The organism is Nitrobacter winogradskyi (assembly GCF_006539545.1).
Classification (GTDB): domain Bacteria; phylum Pseudomonadota; class Alphaproteobacteria; order Rhizobiales; family Xanthobacteraceae; genus Nitrobacter; species Nitrobacter winogradskyi_A.
Genome location: NZ_BJNF01000112.1, coordinates 1 through 16,224, shown reverse-complemented (window position 1 = coordinate 16,224; position 16,224 = coordinate 1). Strand labels below are relative to the sequence as shown.

Annotated in this window: 12 protein-coding genes and 5 pseudogenes; 6 read left to right on the top strand and 11 right to left on the bottom strand. The window is 59.3% G+C overall.

Annotation, left to right across the window (positions count from 1 at the left end):
• Positions 1-158 (top strand): annotated as a pseudogene (locus NWI01_RS17405) (IS5/IS1182 family transposase); the annotation flags it as partial.
• A 419-nt stretch (positions 159-577) separates the two neighbouring features.
• On the opposite strand, the gene NWI01_RS17400 reads toward NWI01_RS17405, so the two are convergent.
• From NWI01_RS17400 to NWI01_RS17370, 7 genes and pseudogenes are all read right to left on the bottom strand, one after another.
• Positions 578-1,612: a LysR family transcriptional regulator gene (locus NWI01_RS17400; RefSeq protein ID WP_141385231.1), complete on the bottom strand. Its 1,035-nt coding sequence runs from the start codon at positions 1,610-1,612 to the stop codon at positions 578-580.
• A gap of 144 nt (positions 1,613-1,756) precedes the next feature.
• Complete coding sequence (locus NWI01_RS17395) at positions 1,757-2,113, bottom strand: hypothetical protein (protein ID WP_244613868.1); 357 nt, start codon at positions 2,111-2,113, stop codon at positions 1,757-1,759.
• A gap of 280 nt (positions 2,114-2,393) precedes the next feature.
• Positions 2,394-4,868 carry a TonB-dependent receptor gene (locus NWI01_RS17390; protein ID WP_141385229.1) on the bottom strand — a complete coding sequence of 825 codons (2,475 nt, stop codon included), beginning with the start codon at positions 4,866-4,868 and terminating at the stop codon, positions 2,394-2,396.
• Positions 4,869-5,008: 140 nt separating this feature from the next.
• Positions 5,009-5,989: a FecR family protein gene (locus tag NWI01_RS17385; protein WP_141385228.1), complete on the bottom strand. Its 981-nt coding sequence runs from the start codon at positions 5,987-5,989 to the stop codon at positions 5,009-5,011.
• A gap of 96 nt (positions 5,990-6,085) precedes the next feature.
• Entirely contained in the window at positions 6,086-6,586 is a 501-nt protein-coding gene (locus NWI01_RS17380) for an RNA polymerase sigma factor (RefSeq protein ID WP_141385227.1), read from the bottom strand.
• Between the two features lie 218 nt (positions 6,587-6,804).
• A pseudogene (locus NWI01_RS17375) lies at positions 6,805-7,058 on the bottom strand (conjugal transfer protein TraD).
• A complete protein-coding gene (locus NWI01_RS17370; RefSeq protein ID WP_283809265.1) occupies positions 7,013-7,384 on the bottom strand; it encodes a conjugal transfer protein TraD in 372 nt (123 codons plus the stop codon). Before NWI01_RS17370 ends, NWI01_RS17375 begins: the two are co-directional and overlap by 46 nt.
• A gap of 170 nt (positions 7,385-7,554) precedes the next feature.
• Between NWI01_RS17370 and NWI01_RS19155 the strand changes: the two are divergent.
• From NWI01_RS19155 to NWI01_RS17355, 4 genes and pseudogenes are all read left to right on the top strand, one after another.
• Positions 7,555-7,826: pseudogene (locus tag NWI01_RS19155) on the top strand (MobA/MobL family protein); the annotation flags it as partial.
• 3 nt (positions 7,827-7,829) lie between these two features.
• A pseudogene (locus NWI01_RS19880) lies at positions 7,830-7,919 on the top strand (DUF6496 domain-containing protein); the annotation flags it as partial.
• A gap of 33 nt (positions 7,920-7,952) precedes the next feature.
• A complete protein-coding gene (locus NWI01_RS17360; RefSeq protein ID WP_141385224.1) occupies positions 7,953-9,077 on the top strand; it encodes a YihY/virulence factor BrkB family protein in 1,125 nt (374 codons plus the stop codon).
• A gap of 474 nt (positions 9,078-9,551) precedes the next feature.
• Positions 9,552-11,057, top strand: a complete 1,506-nt coding sequence (locus NWI01_RS17355; protein ID WP_141385223.1) for an FAD-dependent oxidoreductase — start codon at positions 9,552-9,554, stop codon at positions 11,055-11,057.
• 390 nt (positions 11,058-11,447) lie between these two features.
• On the opposite strand, the gene NWI01_RS17350 is transcribed toward NWI01_RS17355, so the two are convergent.
• Complete coding sequence (locus NWI01_RS17350; RefSeq protein WP_141385222.1) at positions 11,448-11,825, bottom strand: PRC-barrel domain-containing protein; 378 nt, start codon at positions 11,823-11,825, stop codon at positions 11,448-11,450.
• 197 nt (positions 11,826-12,022) lie between these two features.
• The gene (locus tag NWI01_RS19150) at positions 12,023-12,181 is read right to left on the bottom strand and encodes a hypothetical protein (RefSeq protein ID WP_181410564.1); all 159 of its coding nucleotides are present in this window, start codon (positions 12,179-12,181) and stop codon (positions 12,023-12,025) included.
• A 1,036-nt stretch (positions 12,182-13,217) separates the two neighbouring features.
• On the opposite strand from NWI01_RS19150, the gene NWI01_RS17345 reads away from it, so the two are divergent.
• Entirely contained in the window at positions 13,218-13,658 is a 441-nt protein-coding gene (locus tag NWI01_RS17345) for a PRC-barrel domain-containing protein (RefSeq protein WP_141385221.1), read from the top strand.
• Between the two features lie 1,231 nt (positions 13,659-14,889).
• On the opposite strand, the pseudogene NWI01_RS17335 reads toward NWI01_RS17345, so the two are convergent.
• Both NWI01_RS17335 and NWI01_RS19145 read right to left on the bottom strand, forming a co-directional pair.
• Positions 14,890-15,146: pseudogene (locus NWI01_RS17335) on the bottom strand (Ku protein); the annotation flags it as partial.
• A gap of 509 nt (positions 15,147-15,655) precedes the next feature.
• Complete coding sequence (locus tag NWI01_RS19145) at positions 15,656-15,832, bottom strand: hypothetical protein (protein ID WP_181410563.1); 177 nt, start codon at positions 15,830-15,832, stop codon at positions 15,656-15,658.
• Positions 15,833-16,224 lie beyond the last annotated feature (392 nt).

The following is a 16,224-nucleotide window of genomic DNA, read 5'->3' as shown; positions in this document are numbered from 1 at the left end:
ATCGAGACGGGCGTGCTGGACGACATGCTTGCAGTGCTGGCGCGCGAAGCCGACCTTGAATGGCTGATGATCGATTCCACCATCGTTCGCGCTCATCAGCACGCAGCCGGGGCGCGACAGTCAAAAGGGGGGCGGATGCCCAGGGCTTGGGCAGGTCTCCACCGAATCCGACACTTGCTGACCGTGGAGATTTGATTGCTGACCGTGGAGATTTGATGCCATCCTACGCGGTCTGGATAGGATCGGCAACCCGGTCACGCCGACGCCGGGGTGCCGGCCTGATCAGCCGTACGGCTTAATGCCGTTCAGGAAGGTCTTGAGCGTCGGGTTTGTATTGCCCGGCTTCCGGCAGGCAACGTAACCGAGCCGGGTCGTGCCGCTGCCATCATGAACCGGCCGAAACACGACACCGAGGCTGGTGTGGCCGACCGTGGATTCACACTACAGCGCGACGCCCTGGCTCTCTGCCACCTCGCTCAGGAGGCTCTCGCGGCTGAGACGGTAACTGACGATCATGGGATGGTCCGATGGCGCGGCCAGGTGACGGAGCAGGACCATGCGAATATCGAGACCGGGATCACAAACGGTGACAAGGAACCGTTCGCCTCTCAAATCCGGCCAGCAGGTGTTTAGTCTCGTCTTCGTGGAATATTGCCGCTTTTGACGCGAGTTCTACGGAATCCTGCGCGCGGACTATCGAGCGGGCAAGGCTGAGAAAGCGCCGAAACGCGGGATTGTCGTTTTTCGGCGACCAGACGGCGTTGAAACGGAGAATCTCGCCGGCGATCGGGCGATAGCAGAGGCTTGGAAAGCGCGCCACCGTCATCGCTTCACTGACGACGGTCAGTCCTCGCCGGAGGGCCACCAGAGGCAGCAGATTGTCGCGACCGACATATTGAACCCGGATGTCCGGATGCTGGCCGAGGTCCGCCATGCGCAGGACCAAGTAATCGTAGATCTCCTGTCCGGGCGCTGAGTCACTGACGATGAAAGCCTGTTCTGTCAGATCCTGCCACTGGATTTCTTCCAGCTTCGCCAGGGGGTGATCATCAGGCAGCACGGCGAATGCGCGCTCTGACCACAGATAAACTGTCTCGCAGTCGGGCCACGCACGCGATCCCCTCACAAACGCGACATCGAGTTTGAATTGCCGAATTGCGGCGACATGCTCGGCGGGATTGCCCTCGATCATCTCAATATCGACGCGGCGGTGTTGATTCTCATACATGCGCAGCAAATCAGCGAGGAATCCAGAGGCGATGGACGAATAGATGCCGATTCTGACACGGCCGCTCTCCGAGCGTCCGACCGAAGAGACGTCTTCCACGCCATGCCCGACGTTCCGAATGATCTGGCGCGCTCGGCGCAGAAAGCGCTCGCCAGCGAAAGTCAGGCGGACACCGCCATTGTAGCGGTTGAACAGAGAAGCTCCCAACTCATCTTCGAGATCGCGAACGCGACGGCTGATCGCGGATTCCTGTACGCCGCAGGCCACGCCGGCCTTGCGGAAACTGCCATGCTCGGCGGCAGCTATGAAATAGCGCAGATGGCGAAGCTCAATGGTCAGCTCGTTGCGCCGCGACTTCAGGTCGCGACGAGATTTGCTTCCCATGTCGTCTTCCTCGCCACCTTCTTGTTTCGCCTCTGCTGGTTGCGTGCTGCTGTGCGCCCCATTCAGTGCGGTGAGCGACCTGGTTACGATTTGCGTCCTTGAATTGTTGCTGGCGGAGCTTTCACCCTTCCCATCTTGCGCCGCTCATCCAATGTTCGGAGTCGGCGTGGATCGATACCAATTTAACGCGTCATCGGGCGAAGGCCGCAGCGAGCATCCGCGCTCTTCAAGCCAAAGCCGGATTTCGCTAGCCGTCACGGTGCCGACACCCGGTTCGGCCATAAGTTCTTCCCAGGTGTAGGCCGAGGCGATCTTGACGAGATGCCGGCTGCGCTTGGCGACAGTCCTGCCGCCCAGCGAGGCATGGCGGCCGTGCAGCAGCGCTTCGATGGCCCGACGGGGGAGATTACGACGCAGGAGTTTCTCCTTCGGTTTTGGAGAGAACACCCGCACGTCATGCTCCTCGATGTCAAGTTGCGCGGCAATGCGGCGGTGATCCATGCCGAACGCGCGCAGGATCGTTACCTCGTCGCGCAGCCATGCGAGGAAACGGCAACGGTTATAGTCGCTTCGGCGCGGTGTGGCTCCGATCGACGTTTGAGCGGCGTCAGGAGTTGATGATCCGATATATCCTTTGCCAACGTCAGCATCGGTATGTCCTCACATGAGAGAGAGGCCAGTCTCTTGATTGAACCTGCTAATTCGCGAGTTTGATCGTTCGGGCAATGTACGGACTCGTTGGGCGGTCCTTTCAATGAGAGCGATAGCGCGCGCGACATTCCTAGAACTGGAACGTCGTTGATAGCAGGAACGTGCGCGGCTCGTTCAGACCCAGTTGATAGCCAGTCGTCGCCCAATAGCTCTGATCCAGAACGTTGCGCAGGGTTGCCCGAACGATGATCGGCTTCCAGCCCGGCTGCCTGATCGTGTAGCGCGCGTTCAGATCGAAACGATACCAGCCGCCGATTTTTCGGATATTCTCGTCATCGAAGTAGGTGGAGGACTGGTATTGTCCCATCGCGACCAGGGTGAGATCGTCGACGAACGGCGTATCCCATTCCATGGAGAGAGTGGCGCGATACTTGGGAATCCCTCCATACCTGTTGCCGACGTTGATTCCGTCAGGCGTTTCGACCAGCGTAGCATCCATCAAGGTGACACCGCCGACGAAGCGGATGGTCTCGGTCGCCTGTCCAAAGGCCGTCATCTCGATTCCCTGGAAGCGGGTCTTGCCGACCTCGCCGAAGATGAAAGTGTCGGGGTCCAGGGCGAAGGTCGGCCGCGTCGCGGTGAAGGCGGCGAGCGTCATCGCGATGCGGCCGAAATCGACCTTGGCGCCGACCTCATACTGCGTCGTCTTGTAGGGCGTGAAGACTTCGCCAGCATTGAGCGAGGTTCTCGGCGCGATTGCTCCAGCTTGCAGCGCCTCCATGTAGTTGGCGTAGAGCGAGACGTTCTCCCATGGCTTGACGATCAGCGCCGCCGCCGGTGACAGCGCGCTTGCGTCATAGCTGGCGCCGGTACTGAAAGACATCTGCTTGACGTTCTGGTGCCGGATGCCGAGCATCAACTGAACACGCTCGTTCAGAATCGACAGCGTATCGGCCAGCGCGAAGCCCAGATTCTCGTTGCGGTTGTTCTTGGGTACGTGGCGGGGATCGCCAAGCGGAGCGAAATCCGGCTGCGGGAAGTACACGGGATTGTACAGATTCGAAGCAGGCAGAGGAGTCCCCGCGTTTTGCTCGAATCCCGATTCCTCGTTCGCCCATCCCGCCGCCAGAGCCAGGGCGTGGCTCACAGGCCCGATCTCCGCACGTCCGCGCAGACCCGCCTCGGCTGTGGCCGCCTGTATGTATTGGATGCTCGCACTGGGATACCAAGCGGACAGCAATGTACCTGCGGCATCGGTAACAGACATGTAATTTTCGACTGTCTTTACACCAATCGTACTGCGCCCGACCGCGGCATAGGCGGTCACACTGTCGTTGATGTCCCACTCGCCGCGTGTCGTGGCGTATTTGTGCTCTGAATTGTAGGATTGCCACGGCTGCCCCCAGTTGGCGGTATTCCTGGGCGGCCTCGGAATCGGAACACCGCTGTCGAGATAGATAATTTCCCGGACCCCGCGCATGATCTGGTTCTGATAGCCGAGGTCGAGGGACAGCCGGACGGTTTCGCCGCGGTAATCGAAACCGAAGGCCGTCACTCTCGTTTCGCGTGAGTTGTTGAGGATGGGGGTGTCGCCGCTGCGATAGACTCCGTTGAAGCGGATGCCGAACTCCTTGTTGTCGCCGAAGCGCTGGCCCACATCGAGGTGCCCGCCCGCCTGACTGTTCATCGCGTAATCGGGTGTGAAGGCGATCAGCGGCTCGTCGCCGGCGCGCTTCGGCACCAGGTTGACGGTGCCAAGGCTCGCGAGCTGGCTCGGCGGAAGACCGTTCAGCAGGGCGCTCGCGCCCTTCAGCACCTCGACACGCTCGATCCCTTCCGTCGCCATCGAGCCGCTTTGGGTTTGCGCGATGCCGAACAACCCGCCGAAGGCGACGCTCTGGGCATTGGCGCCCACGCCACGGACGAACCATTGATCGCGAGGGAAGCCACCGCCGGAGTCGAATACCTTGACCACCGATGGATCGTTGTTGAGCACGTCGCCGAGGATTCTGGCTTGCTGATTCTCGATCAGCTTGCGCGTATAGACGGTCTGATTGAACGGCGTGTCCATCATATCCCGGTTGCCGAGCATGCCAAGCTGGCCGCCGCGCGCGATTTGCCCGCCGGCATAGGCCGGAGGCAGCGACATCGTGGAGTTCGGATTCCCGGCCCCCTGCACATCGATGGTATCAAGCGAGATCGCGCCGGCTGGCAGCGATCCTCCACGGACCGAGCCACTTTGCTCTCCCGTATCGATTGTGACCGTACGCGGGTTGGTGAAGCGGTAGGTGACGCCGGTCCCGGCCAACAGCGCGGCGAGCGCCTGGGAAGGCGTGAGGTTGCCTTGTACAGGCCGGCCGGTGACGTTGAACGGCTGGCTGCCCGTGAAGATCACGGCAAGGCCGGTCGTGCGTCCGATTTCGTTCAGCGCCTGAGGCAATGGCTGCGCGGCAATATCGAAGCGGAACAGCCGGGTAGCGACAGATGACTGTGGAGCCATGCGCTCCTGAGCCTGTGCAGCGACCGACATGGATCCCGCTACCGTAATCGCCAACGTGGTTGCAAGCACGACGCGCTTGCGGTCTCCTGATTTCGATCGCCCCATGTCCTGTCCCTGCTCTTGAATCACTGCCCCGGCCGATCGCGCATGGCGTCGGCTCTCATTGTGATTCACGGGCGAGCGGGCGCTTACCTTACCCCGTCGCGGATATTTTTTGGCCGGACAGCGGCACGCCGCCGGGAGCGTCAGCGCAGGACAGTGAGACGGCCCAGAATGGAATAGGTCTCGAAGCTCACTGTGGCCCGGAGCGATTCCAGCGCCGCATCGGGATCATCCAGCGTAAAGCTGCCGCTGACCCGGCTGTCGGCCAGCGCCGCGCTGGCGATGACCAGGCGTCCCGGTCGATAACGTTGCAGTTCTCCGATGACATCCGCGAAACGTGCCTGGTAGAACACGAACCGCCCCTCGTGCCACGACATGGACGCCGCCAGGTCCGCATCCCGCACCGGACCTATGCCGATCTTGTCAAATCGCACCTGCTGGCCGGGCTCCACCAATGCGCGCTGCATACTCGGAGAGGTCACGGCGACTCGTCCCTGTGCCACCGTCACGACGGTATCGTCGTTCGACAACCGCACGTCGAACTTCGTTCCGAGAACCTCGACCGTTCCGCTGGAGGCTTCAACGACAAAGGATTGCGCGGCTTTCACCACGGAGAAGTAAGCGCCGCCGCGCAGCAGCACGACACGACGCTCCCCGTTCGTGAAGCGCTGCGCCAAGGCGCTGTCGGCATCGAGCAGAACCGTCGATCCGTCCGGAAGATCAACGGTCCGCCGCTCGCCACGGGCCGACACGATATCCGCTCGCATGTCCTGAAACAGATTGGGTCGCTCCAAGGCGACGGCTCCACCGAGAACCGCCAACCCGACGATAATGGTCGCCACACCACGCTTCCTGGCTTTGCGACGAGCCTTGGTGCGGTCCATTGCGTCGAGGTAGGCAGAAAGGTTCTCGCTCTCTTCCTGTGCGACGCGCGCGCCTGGAGATTCCGCCGCCGACCACAGGCTTTGAACGCGACGAAATGCCTGACGGTGACTAGGACTTGCCGCAACCCAGCGCTCGAACGCCGCGCGATCCGCCGCCGATGCCCCGCCTCGCAGGCGCGTGAACCACTCAAGCGCCGTATCGTCGATCTCAGTGGGCTTGGTGCGGAGTTCGCGATCCATGGCGTGGAATTCTGAAGTTTGAGGGTTGCATGAGCGCGAAATACGGCCGTTCTAACAGGTTTGACGGGCGGCGGCGTCAAAACCTCATTTCGAACGTCAGAAATCCTCGGCGCCGGCTCGGATCGCCTTCAGAGCGCGTATCATATGCTTCTCGACCGCGCCTATGGAGATGCCGAGGGCGCTGGCGATCTCCCTGTAGTTGCGGCCATGGATGCGGTTGAGAAGAAAGATGTGACGGCTGCGTTCCGGCAGCGCCCGGATCACATCGTCAATGTGCCGTAGATGATCGCGTGCGGCGACGATGTCATGCGGCGAGGATGGGGTGACGAAGCGTTGCTCAGGGACCGTGCGCTCGATGTACTCGGCGCGGACACGCTCACTCCGAATATAATCGATCGCGGCATTGCGCGCGCTTTGGCTGAGATAGGCCGAGGCTTCGTCCATCCCATCCTGCTTGCGTTTCCACAAACGCAGAAAGACATCGTGGACGATGTCCGAAGCTGTCGCGCGACAACCAATGATCCGGCTGACACGGCGCTGTAAACGACCGCTCTCAGCCAGATATAATTCCACGAACTGGGCAGCCGAATCTTTCATTCAGCACTCGGAGCTTTCGCCGGGCCACGGTCCGTCACGGCCGTCCACGACATTTTTCCGACGCCGCTTCTCAAGCGCATCGTACCGCTTCACGGCTTAAGAGAACTGAAGTTTGATCGCAATCAGAATAGTTTAGATCAATTCTAGCAACGTGCCTCCGAGTGGCGCGAAACGGTGCGGTGCAGCGGCCTCTTAACAGATTGCCATCTAACCCACGGTCACTGCGGCTGCGACCTGTCGCGCGAGTTTGCTGGGCGATCCGCCCCAAACGCCATCTTTCCCAGTTTTGTCCAGACGCCGCGCGAGCGTTCGCCGTCCTCGCTCTTGAGTTTTTCGGCGATCCAGAACAGCGCGCCTAGGTGGTGGCGCGGTCGTCGCCGGTCAGGTCCACGACGCCGGCTTTGATGACAAGACCGCCGAGTTCGATCAAATGCCGCGTGCGCTTGCGGCGATCGACCTGCCAGGTCCGCATATCATGCCGTGCGAGTGCTGCCTGATACCGGTTGTACGCTGTGCGATTACGTTTGAGCGCCGCAAGTGTCGCTCAGTTGCTGGAGCAGATCGCCGCGCCCGGCTTTGAAAGAATGTGGCACCACGTTTCGCCCATGCTTCCCGCTTTCCGGCATCCTTCGTCTCGGTCAACACAATCAATGCGCCCGCCAGTTCGTCGGCGGTGAGCACGTCTGCTCCGGTGGCGATCACCAGTTCGCCGAGTTGCTGCACCTTGCGGCTCTTGAGGCTACGCGCCTTGTCCTCCAGCGCCTTTAGTTCCGCATCGTAGTCGCGGGGTTTGCGCATCATGCCCTCCATCAATGTTGATGCAGCGATGATAGGTGAGCGTCTGGCGAAAGGCTGTAAGGTTGCCGAGACAGTCTGGCACGGCGCGGTCCCTCCCGAGAAATTCATTTCGAGGGCGCGCTTATACGTCGTTCCGACGTGCGCTTGAGCGTGGCAATGATTTGATCGCGATGGCGATCTATCATCTTCACGTCAAGGTCATTGGCCGCAAGTCCGGCCAGAGCGCGGTGGCGTCGGCCGCTTATCGCTCGGCCTCACGCCTGCGCGATGAACGACAGGGTCGCAATCAGGACTTCACCGCCAAACTTGGCATCGTCCATTCCGAGGTGCTGCTGCCGGAGAACGCGCCGGAGCATTGGTCCGACCGCGAACGGCTCTGGAGGCGTTCGAGGTCCGCAAGGATGCCCAACTCTCCCGCGAGGTGGAGTTCGCCATTCCACGCAGCGGCAAGGGCGGCAGGGTGAAGAGTCGCAAGCAGGCCATCGCCATCGGCCTTTCAAAAGCACGCAACAAAGGCCAGAAAGTCCCAAAGAAAAAATCCAGCTAATCTGGTGACAGTGAGCCACTGATGGCTGTTTCAGAGCGAAGATCTAACCAATTACTGGACAGCCAAGCAGGGCTCGCCGCGGCAATATTCGGTATTCTAGCTATCATTGTCCTGAAGCGGTCTTTCACGCAAAACAAAAAGAAGCCGCCGCCTGGCGCATCATACCGGAAGGTATCGCCCGCAACTCTCGCAACCGAGACCGACGATCGCGGCCGCAACGCACGATCTCCTTCCGAAATCTCCGCCAAAGGATGGAAGGACATTTTGGTTCGCGTGTATGCGAATATAGGCGAGCACCGCATCCTGTCCTTGGCCGCCGGCGTGACATATTACAGCATTCTCGCAATCTTTCCTGCCCTCGCGGCGCTTGTCACCATCTATGGCCTATTCTCCGATCCCGTCGGCATCGCGAAACATCTCGACGAGTTGTCCGGCGTGGTGCCGAGCGGCGCGATAGATGTGGCGCGTGACCAGATCACGCGCCTGAGTTCGAAGAGCTCTCAGAGCCTTGGCTTCACCTTCATGATCGCGCTTTCCGTTTCTCTGTGGAGCGCGAACGCCGCCATGAAATCAATGTTCGATACGTTGAACATCATCTATGGCGAGCAGGAAAAGCGCGGCTACATCAAGCTTAATGCGGTATCTCTGACTTTCACGATCGCAGGCATCGTATTCATCCTTGCTGCGCTGGGCGTTGTGGTTATCCCGATTATCCTGAACTATCTTTGGCTTTCGGATGCCGCCGGTTTCCTCGTTCGTATCATGAGATGGCCGGCCATGTTTGTTGGCTTGGCGCTCGCCTTGGCGTGCATGTATCGATTTGGCCCCAGCCGGCAAATGCCCCGTTGGAAGTGGATCAGTTGGGGCAGCACCATCGCTACGCTGGCCTGGCTTGCCGCTTCGGCCCTGTTCTCATGGTATGCCGCGAATTTTGGCAGCTTCAACGAAATCTACGGCTCGCTCGGCGCAGCCGTCGGATTCATGACTTGGCTTTGGATCTCGGCGATCCTCATCTTACTAGGGGCGGAGTTGAACGCGGAAATGGAGCATCAAACGACGTTCGATACCACGACCGGTAAGCCGAAACCGATGGGGATGCGCGGCGCACGAATGGCGGACACCTTAGGCGCTCCGCAAGCACGCTGATCAGTCATTGGATTGAGGCGTTCTGCGGTCTGCGAAATGAAGGTCTCCCGTGGAAACGTCTCATTCCGCCCGAGCTTGTTGGTGCCGCGACCGGCGCAGTCTTTCCGGAACGAAAAACTAGCGTGAACATTCGTGACATGAGTCTCTCACCATGTCGGCAACCGCGAATGACTCTGGGTTTTAATTCAGATGCTTCGTTTATCACGTGAACAACTTCGCTCGACGACTTGCGATGGGGACGATCACATATGCAATCCCGGAGCGGCCGCCGAGAACCCCCGAGACAAGCTGGCTCACTTGTCCCTGGTCCTAGCGCGTATCCAGATCTCGACCGAGATGCCTCGTTTGGCTTCGATGAAGTTCGCGGGCGTGTCCTGAATAACAATACCGCTTTCTCGGTCGGCCGAAGGATGCCTGGGGCGGCGACAGGAACTCTGACGGGAGAGCAGACGTTTGCAACGTTTGGGAGTTTCTATGACCAGCACCTCGATATGGATGGATGTTCACATAATGCCCAACACGGAATCGCTGGTTGGGGAGACAGAATGCGATGTTGCCGTCATAGGATCAGGGATTGCCGGCATTTCAACAGCCTACGAACTCTGCAAGCGCGGTAAGTCGGTTATCGTGATCGACCGCGGGCGCATAGCGGGTGGTATGACGTCCCGGACATCCGCGCACCTGGCGCCTTTATGCGACGATCTCGTGAGCGAGATGGTCAGTATAAAGGGGCTCGAAGCCACAACGCTCTTCTGCGACAGCCACGCAGCAGCTGTGGATCGCATCGAAGAGATTCAGAAGAATGAGAACATCGACTGCGATTTCCGTAGGCTGGATGGCTACCTGTTCCAGGGTCGCGGTATGCCGGCCGACATCATCGAAAAGGAGCTCGGCGCAGTCCGCGAGGTCGGAGCGCCAGTAGACCGGCTCATGGGTGTGCCGTTCAGCGGATGCGAAAGCCGTCAGGTACTCCGCTATCCAAGGCAGGCGGCTTTCCATCCGCTTAAATACCTCGCGGGGGTCACGAAGGCCTGTCAAAAGAACGGCGCTACCTTTCTTGCGAACAGTCCGGTTGAAGAAGTCGGGGAGAAAGACGGCACCGTCACGGTTAAGACGGCCCGGGGCGTCATTCGCGCAAAGTACGCGGTTGTCGCCACCAACTCCTCTATCTCCGACCGCTTCGCCATCCACACCAAGACCGCGCCGTACAGAACCTATGTCATGGCGTTTGAAATCGAACGCGGAGCGTTGCCCGATGCGCTCTACTGGGACACGGAAGATCCATATCATTACGTGCGGCTTCAGCCGGGCCCAGGACAAACCGATTTTGTGTTGGTCGGCGGTGAAGACCATAAGAGCGCAACGGCAGATGATGCTGACACTCGCTTTGGAAAGCTCGAGACTTGGGCGCGCGACTTGATACCGGCACTTGGGAAAGAGACCCACCGTTGGTCCGGGCAGGTGCTGGAAACAGTCGATTATGCTGGCTTTATCGGCCGCGATCCCGGGGGCAGCAATATTTATGTTGCGATGGGCGACTCAGGCCAGGGATTAACCCATGGCGTTATGGGCGCGATGCTTAATACGGGTCTTATTCTCGGCGAAGACCATCCGTGGAAGGATCTGTATGCGCCCGGCCGAATTCCGCTCAAAGCGGCAAAAAACTTTGTTGCGGAGAATACAACAGCGATCAAAAGCTTTGCTGAATACGTTGCGTCGGGAGAAATTGGCTCCCTCGGCGAGCTTAAACCCGGGCATGGCGCGATCGTCCGGCGCGGCCTCGAAAAGATTGCCGCATATCGCGACTCTAGTGGCGGCCTGCATCTCAACTCCGCATCCTGCAGCCATGTCGGCTGCCACCTGCACTTCAACAGTTTTGAGACCTGTTGGGATTGCCCCTGTCACGGCTCGATGTTCGACGTGGATGGATGTCCGATCAATGCTCCTGCCATCGGACCACTTGGTGAAGTTAAGGAATAGAAGGCTGCTGAATGGGAGGCAGTACCAACAGCCCTGTTTGCTGCATCGCACTCTCGGATAGGCGCGAATGTTTTCCAGCCTCCCGCGCACGAAAATACAGGTATGTTTAGAACGGACTTCGACAGCAACGGCGCGCCTCACAGGCGATGAGCCGCGCCTTCTCTTTCCCGATCCCTCATTGGCATAAAGGCATGTCTTCAGCCTTACTAAGAGACAGCCGGCCTTCCGACAAATCGTATTGCGGCGATCCATCTGCGCTCCAGACATGCAGATGTGCTTGCTGATCTGGCAAATGCGGAGTACTGCGCGACCGAAGAACATGGGCCGTGTGCCCAGCGGAGCTGGCGAACTCCAGCTCATGCGGCTAGCCAGAGGCACCGCCCGTTCGTTCTATCCGAATGCCGAATGAGTGATGCGGGGGCCGTAGTAATTATCGACGGATTTGATCCGGCTAGGCTCGTCCCAGTTCCAGCTGCTCTCTTCGGTGTACTTCGGAGCATTCTCGAGATGATCCGCGGTGACGCCCATCCGGTACCCGCCGATTGCCGTGTCGTACTTCAGGCTGTCCCAGGGGAGCGGATAGTGGTCGTGGCCGATGCCGAGGAAGCCGCCAAAGCCGAGGACCGCGTAAGACACGCGCCCGGTTGTCTTCTCGATCATAACGCGCTCGATCTCGCCGATCTTCTGGTGGTCGGGCCCGTAGACGCCGGTCCCTTCTACCTTATCGCTGCCGATTAGCGTGGAAGTCTCTCTCGCTTCGCTAACCATGTAATTCTCCTTTGTGATTGACTGGCGGATGTGTCCTTGGGTTTCGCGCGCGCCATTCCGCAAAAAAGCCCGCTGCGGCGGGCAATTTGCTCTTTTCTGAGCGGCGTAACGGTGGGGTTAACGACCGAAGAACAGCCACAAGAGAAGAATGACGGGGATCGGCACGCCGATGAGCCAGAGCAGGAGTCCGCGTCCCATTACTGTCCGCCTCCAAAATACACGATGTAGACGACCACGAAAGTCGCGATCACCAGAGCCGTGCCCGCAACCAGAACGTTGCGGACCGTGGGGCCGCGCTCCGCGCCGCGCGCTTCCATCGCAGTCTCGACGATATGTCCGTCTTCCATTCTCGCCATGTCGGTTCTCCCGAGATTTGTGCAAAGCGGACGCAGCTTTCTCCGCTTCAGTCAGAAGTTGAACAGCTTTAACGAGCGATCGTTCCCTGAGCCGTCATCGCAAGTGCTGCGAAGGGTCATGCAGGACCCACGTGAGGCACGGTTCCGAACTCCTGGTGCGTGAGAGAGACGGGACCGTGCCAGCCACCGGCAGGAGACGGCCGCAGCCTGTAAAATAATTCCGTTAAAAGTCTCTCGTTCCCTAAGCTTCGCGCCCATTCGCTGCTTCTTTCATCTCTGGCCGCGCGCCATTCTGCTGAAAAGAAAGCCCGCTGGTTGTGAGGAGCGGCGGGAAAGGCGTCATACTTCATCGCCGGGCCACAACGTACCGCCGCATCGACGCGGCGAGATCGCCCATGCCTCGATCTCCGCGGCAATCTCGCCTGCTTGATGTTCTTCAACAGCTCGGCCTCGTCAGTCTACCGGCATGTTCCGCCATGGCGCACTCCTCGCTAGCGAACTCCGAGAGGCGATGCCGGTATGAAAGTGTTTGCTTGAAGCGCCGCCGCTTCTGCATCGAGCGCTCCTTTCCGTGAGAGGCGCGGTCGCCTCCGAGATGCGGTGATCGCCGAAAATCGCGTCAGCAGCCGCGGAGTTCAGTTCAATGCTGTGCACAGCTTATGGGCTTTGCTCACTTGTCGCCTTCTTCCACTGCGCCTATCGCGGGCCCTTTTCCTTGCGCTGGCCCGATCTGATAGGGCATGCGCTCGATCTCGGAACGAAAGAAACGAAAGAAACGACGTCGGCCATGGGAAGCTCGTCGAGTAGGGGCCTGAACGAGCATGAACCGAGAATCAGGGTAGTGCACGGCCCCGCATTTTCCTAGCGAAGGTGTCCGCGGGACCGTGCCGGCCGCGGGGAAGAAGCCACGGCCTTCAGATAAGCCCGTCCCTTCCGGCTCGTTCCTAAGCTGTCACCGATCCGAGCGGGCTCGCTGTGGAACGACGGACTGATCTGAGAGTTGATCGTGCATTGCCAACTCAAAGGAGATTCCGTTATGGCCGATAACAGCTCGCCGCCCGCCCCCGACAGCGCGCGTTCCTCCGGCAACTTGGTGTCAAGCGACAAGTACAATGGCAAGGCCGTCTACGGCGCCGAGGACAAGAAGGTGGGCGCGATCGAATGCGTCATGGTCGACAAGTCCACCGGTGAGCCGGCCTATGCCGTGCTGAGCATCGGCGGAATCCTCGGCATGGGCGCCGATCATTACCCGGTTCCCTGGAGGCTGCTCAGGCACGACTCCAAGCTCGACGGCTACCGCAGCGACATCAGCGGCAACCGGTTGAAGGGTTATCCGAAGAGCGTGTTCGGGAGCTCCGGCTCCGAGCTCTTCGATTGGACCGCGAAGCGCGCGGAGCTCGACTCCTATTACGACAACGTCGATACCGTGACGACTAAGGAAGCCGAGGAATCGCCTCTGACGCGAAGCAGCGGCTAGCCCGGCAATGCCGAGAAACGCCGTGTAACGCCTTACAATGGCAGAAGCACCGAAAAACAACAAAGGCCCCACATCGGGGCCTTTGTTTCGTCGAAGGCGTACCGGCCTACCCGCAGCAGGTGCGCCAGAGTTAGGTCAACAGGCTTATTCAACAGATATCATTTGGCACCGATGGAGCCTGTGTTGGGTCTCCTGAGCAAAAACAGGAGCGAAGGTGCTCCGAGCGGCAGCCCAACGAGCACGCCCGCAATCTAAAAACCGTTTTGGCTAAGAACGTACTTTGCTCGCCGCTCCCGCTCGGCCTAGTTGGCTTAGAGCTCCTGGCGAGGTGGCAACGCTCTGGCACAGAGGGCCTTGTCTTTATCGCCGATGGTGACAGGCGAGCCGAACGGCTTCGATTTAATCTTACACGGTCTCAAGAAAACAGCGCCCGTAGTCCTTTGGCGCCCCCGCTGGTGGCCCATGGCGGGCGCGCAATGTTAAAGACGAAAACCCGCACGGGCCAGCGAATAACTGCTGCCAAAAGTTGCGGGTGCTGTTGAGCCGAACGCGCCACCAGGAGGCGCCGAGACTCCGCTTGCAAAAACCGTATGCGCTGGCTCGTCGTGTCGTCAAGTGCAACGTGCCGCGGCAACAGGGACACACTTGGTGATCGACATCGAGTGCAATTGCAGAATAGATCACGTAAGAGCGTCAGCGGGCCTCTACCGTTCTATAACTGTCGTAAGCATTTTTCGGTTTAGGTGGCGCAACGCCGTTATGGCCCTTTCGACCGCTGGCGTGGCCCCGCCGCCGGCGATCTGCATAGTGAGGCAACAATTGAATAATGGCAGGCCTAGATGGGGATGCTGATCGCAAAACAGTAAAAGAGCTCGCCCGAAAAATTTGATCGCTGCCGTTTGTAGGCGCAGGCGAGAAATCGATGATGTTTGCATCTCGGCAGCTGGATGAATGCGCTGAAGAAGAGCGTCGAAAGAGAAATCCCGTTTCATCGGGGACAACGATCTCACCATCCACCACGAAGCGCTTCTCGCGCAAGGAAGTGTGCCGCGGCGATCACTTCCGGAAAGTAGCGCCTTAGTTCCTGCCTGCTTGGAATGCATGGACACGGTGCCGCCTCCCCGTGACAAATGGCAAAGAAATCCGTCCCATTTTGGCTCGTACCGCCACTCCATACCTTCGGGAATCATATCGACGAACGGGCTTCCTTCAACAGGAGTGCGGGTTGTCCTCACGCGACTTTTCGCTTGCGGCCACGGCGCGCCGATGTCCGCTTCTTGGCTTTGACCGGAGCCGCTCTGGCGTTCTTACCGCTCAAACTCTGTTTCAGCGCATCCATCAGGCTGATGACGTTGCTTTCGTCTGCTTCTCTTCCGGCACTTCAATCGTCTTGCCTGCAGCCTTGCGCTTGACCAACGCCTTCAGCGCAGCCTCGTACTTGTCCTTGAATTTGTGCGGATCGAATTTCGAGGCCTTCTTGTCGAGGATAGCCAGGTCAGAAGCGTAATCAGCACGACCAGGCCTACGACAGTCGCAACAATGAAGAAGTGAGGCATGCCAGACAACGCTGGCCCGGCGGGTTAGCTTCAGCACAGCAGTAGGTGCGCACCTATTTTGGTGGCTGAAAAGCTCAGGCGATCGAAGCCAGCCTTCGATATGCGCCGCCGTTTCGGCTTGGCGGGCTTTGCTCTCGAGCTCTTCCCTCTCGCGCCAAACGGAAGCCTTCCGGCTTCGCCGCGCAGGCGCTCCGCTTCTTCGGTGCAGCGTTCGAAGAACGTCAGCTTGTCTGAAACGACGCCGGGTTTGCATGGCGCCGCTCCTTTCCGTTAGAGGAAGGAGCAGCAGCGTAAGCGGGCGTTCCTATCACCATCGGAGCCACGATCCCTGCGGTGATGGAACCATCATCGCGTATTCGCGGGCAGAGTTGTGTTACAGATCGGTGATCGGTTCACGAGTACTTCAGCGCTACGCACAGCGCCGCCTGTCACAAGACATTGTCAACGCCATCGCACTTGTTTGCGTCTGGTGTACTCCTCGAACGCCTTCTCATGTTCCGGTTCGCACCGGTAACGCGCCCAACCGTCCTCGGCCTCGCCGTCGTATTCCGCGAACAGAAACAGGTAGAGACGGAGCCGTTGGTTGTCGTCGGAATTGCGCACGTAAAAGATGCTCATGACCTCAAAACGTAGCTAGCACCGTGATGCTACACAAGGGTCACTTCATGCGCCGCCGGGAAATGAAAATGGCCCGAAGCTTTGCTCAGGCCATCCACGTCGCGAACGAGCCTACATTTAACTCAGCTCATTTGGTATAATATCAACCGACACGAAGGTTTCTCACGGCAACTACTCCTAGTTAGGGAACAACGCTCGGGAACCGCAGTCAGTTCCTAGCGAGCCATAGCGATCGGATCGGTCGAGACCGAGTGCCCACAGCGCACTCAGCTATGGAATTAGCGAGAACTCATGCCGTCCCGCGATATCTCGCGTGATGCCCTGACTCCGCCAGCCTCATGTGCATCTTATTTGGCAGTTGCTCTAGGTCACGAACCCATAAATGGGATTTA

Bases quoted from the DNA above. Each gene is read 5' to 3' on its own strand.
- NWI01_RS17390 (WP_141385229.1), bottom strand. From the start codon at position 4,868: ATGGGGCGATCGAAATCAGGAGACCGCAAGCGCGTCGTGCTTGCAACC.
- NWI01_RS17395 (WP_244613868.1), bottom strand. From the start codon at position 2,113: ATGGATCACCGCCGCATTGCCGCGCAACTTGACATCGAGGAGCATGAC.
- NWI01_RS17350 (WP_141385222.1), bottom strand. From the start codon at position 11,825: ATGGTTAGCGAAGCGAGAGAGACTTCCACGCTAATCGGCAGCGATAAG.
- NWI01_RS17385 (WP_141385228.1), bottom strand. From the start codon at position 5,989: ATGGATCGCGAACTCCGCACCAAGCCCACTGAGATCGACGATACGGCG.
- NWI01_RS17380 (WP_141385227.1), bottom strand. From the start codon at position 6,586: ATGAAAGATTCGGCTGCCCAGTTCGTGGAATTATATCTGGCTGAGAGC.
- NWI01_RS19145 (WP_181410563.1), bottom strand. From the start codon at position 15,832: ATGAGCATCTTTTACGTGCGCAATTCCGACGACAACCAACGGCTCCGT.
- NWI01_RS17370 (WP_283809265.1), bottom strand. From the start codon at position 7,384: ATGCGCAAACCCCGCGACTACGATGCGGAACTAAAGGCGCTGGAGGAC.
- NWI01_RS17400 (WP_141385231.1), bottom strand. From the start codon at position 1,612: ATGGGAAGCAAATCTCGTCGCGACCTGAAGTCGCGGCGCAACGAGCTG.
- NWI01_RS19150 (WP_181410564.1), bottom strand. From the start codon at position 12,181: ATGGCGAGAATGGAAGACGGACATATCGTCGAGACTGCGATGGAAGCG.
- NWI01_RS17345 (WP_141385221.1), top strand. From the start codon at position 13,218: ATGGCCGATAACAGCTCGCCGCCCGCCCCCGACAGCGCGCGTTCCTCC.
- NWI01_RS17360 (WP_141385224.1), top strand. From the start codon at position 7,953: ATGGCTGTTTCAGAGCGAAGATCTAACCAATTACTGGACAGCCAAGCA.
- NWI01_RS17355 (WP_141385223.1), top strand. From the start codon at position 9,552: ATGACCAGCACCTCGATATGGATGGATGTTCACATAATGCCCAACACG.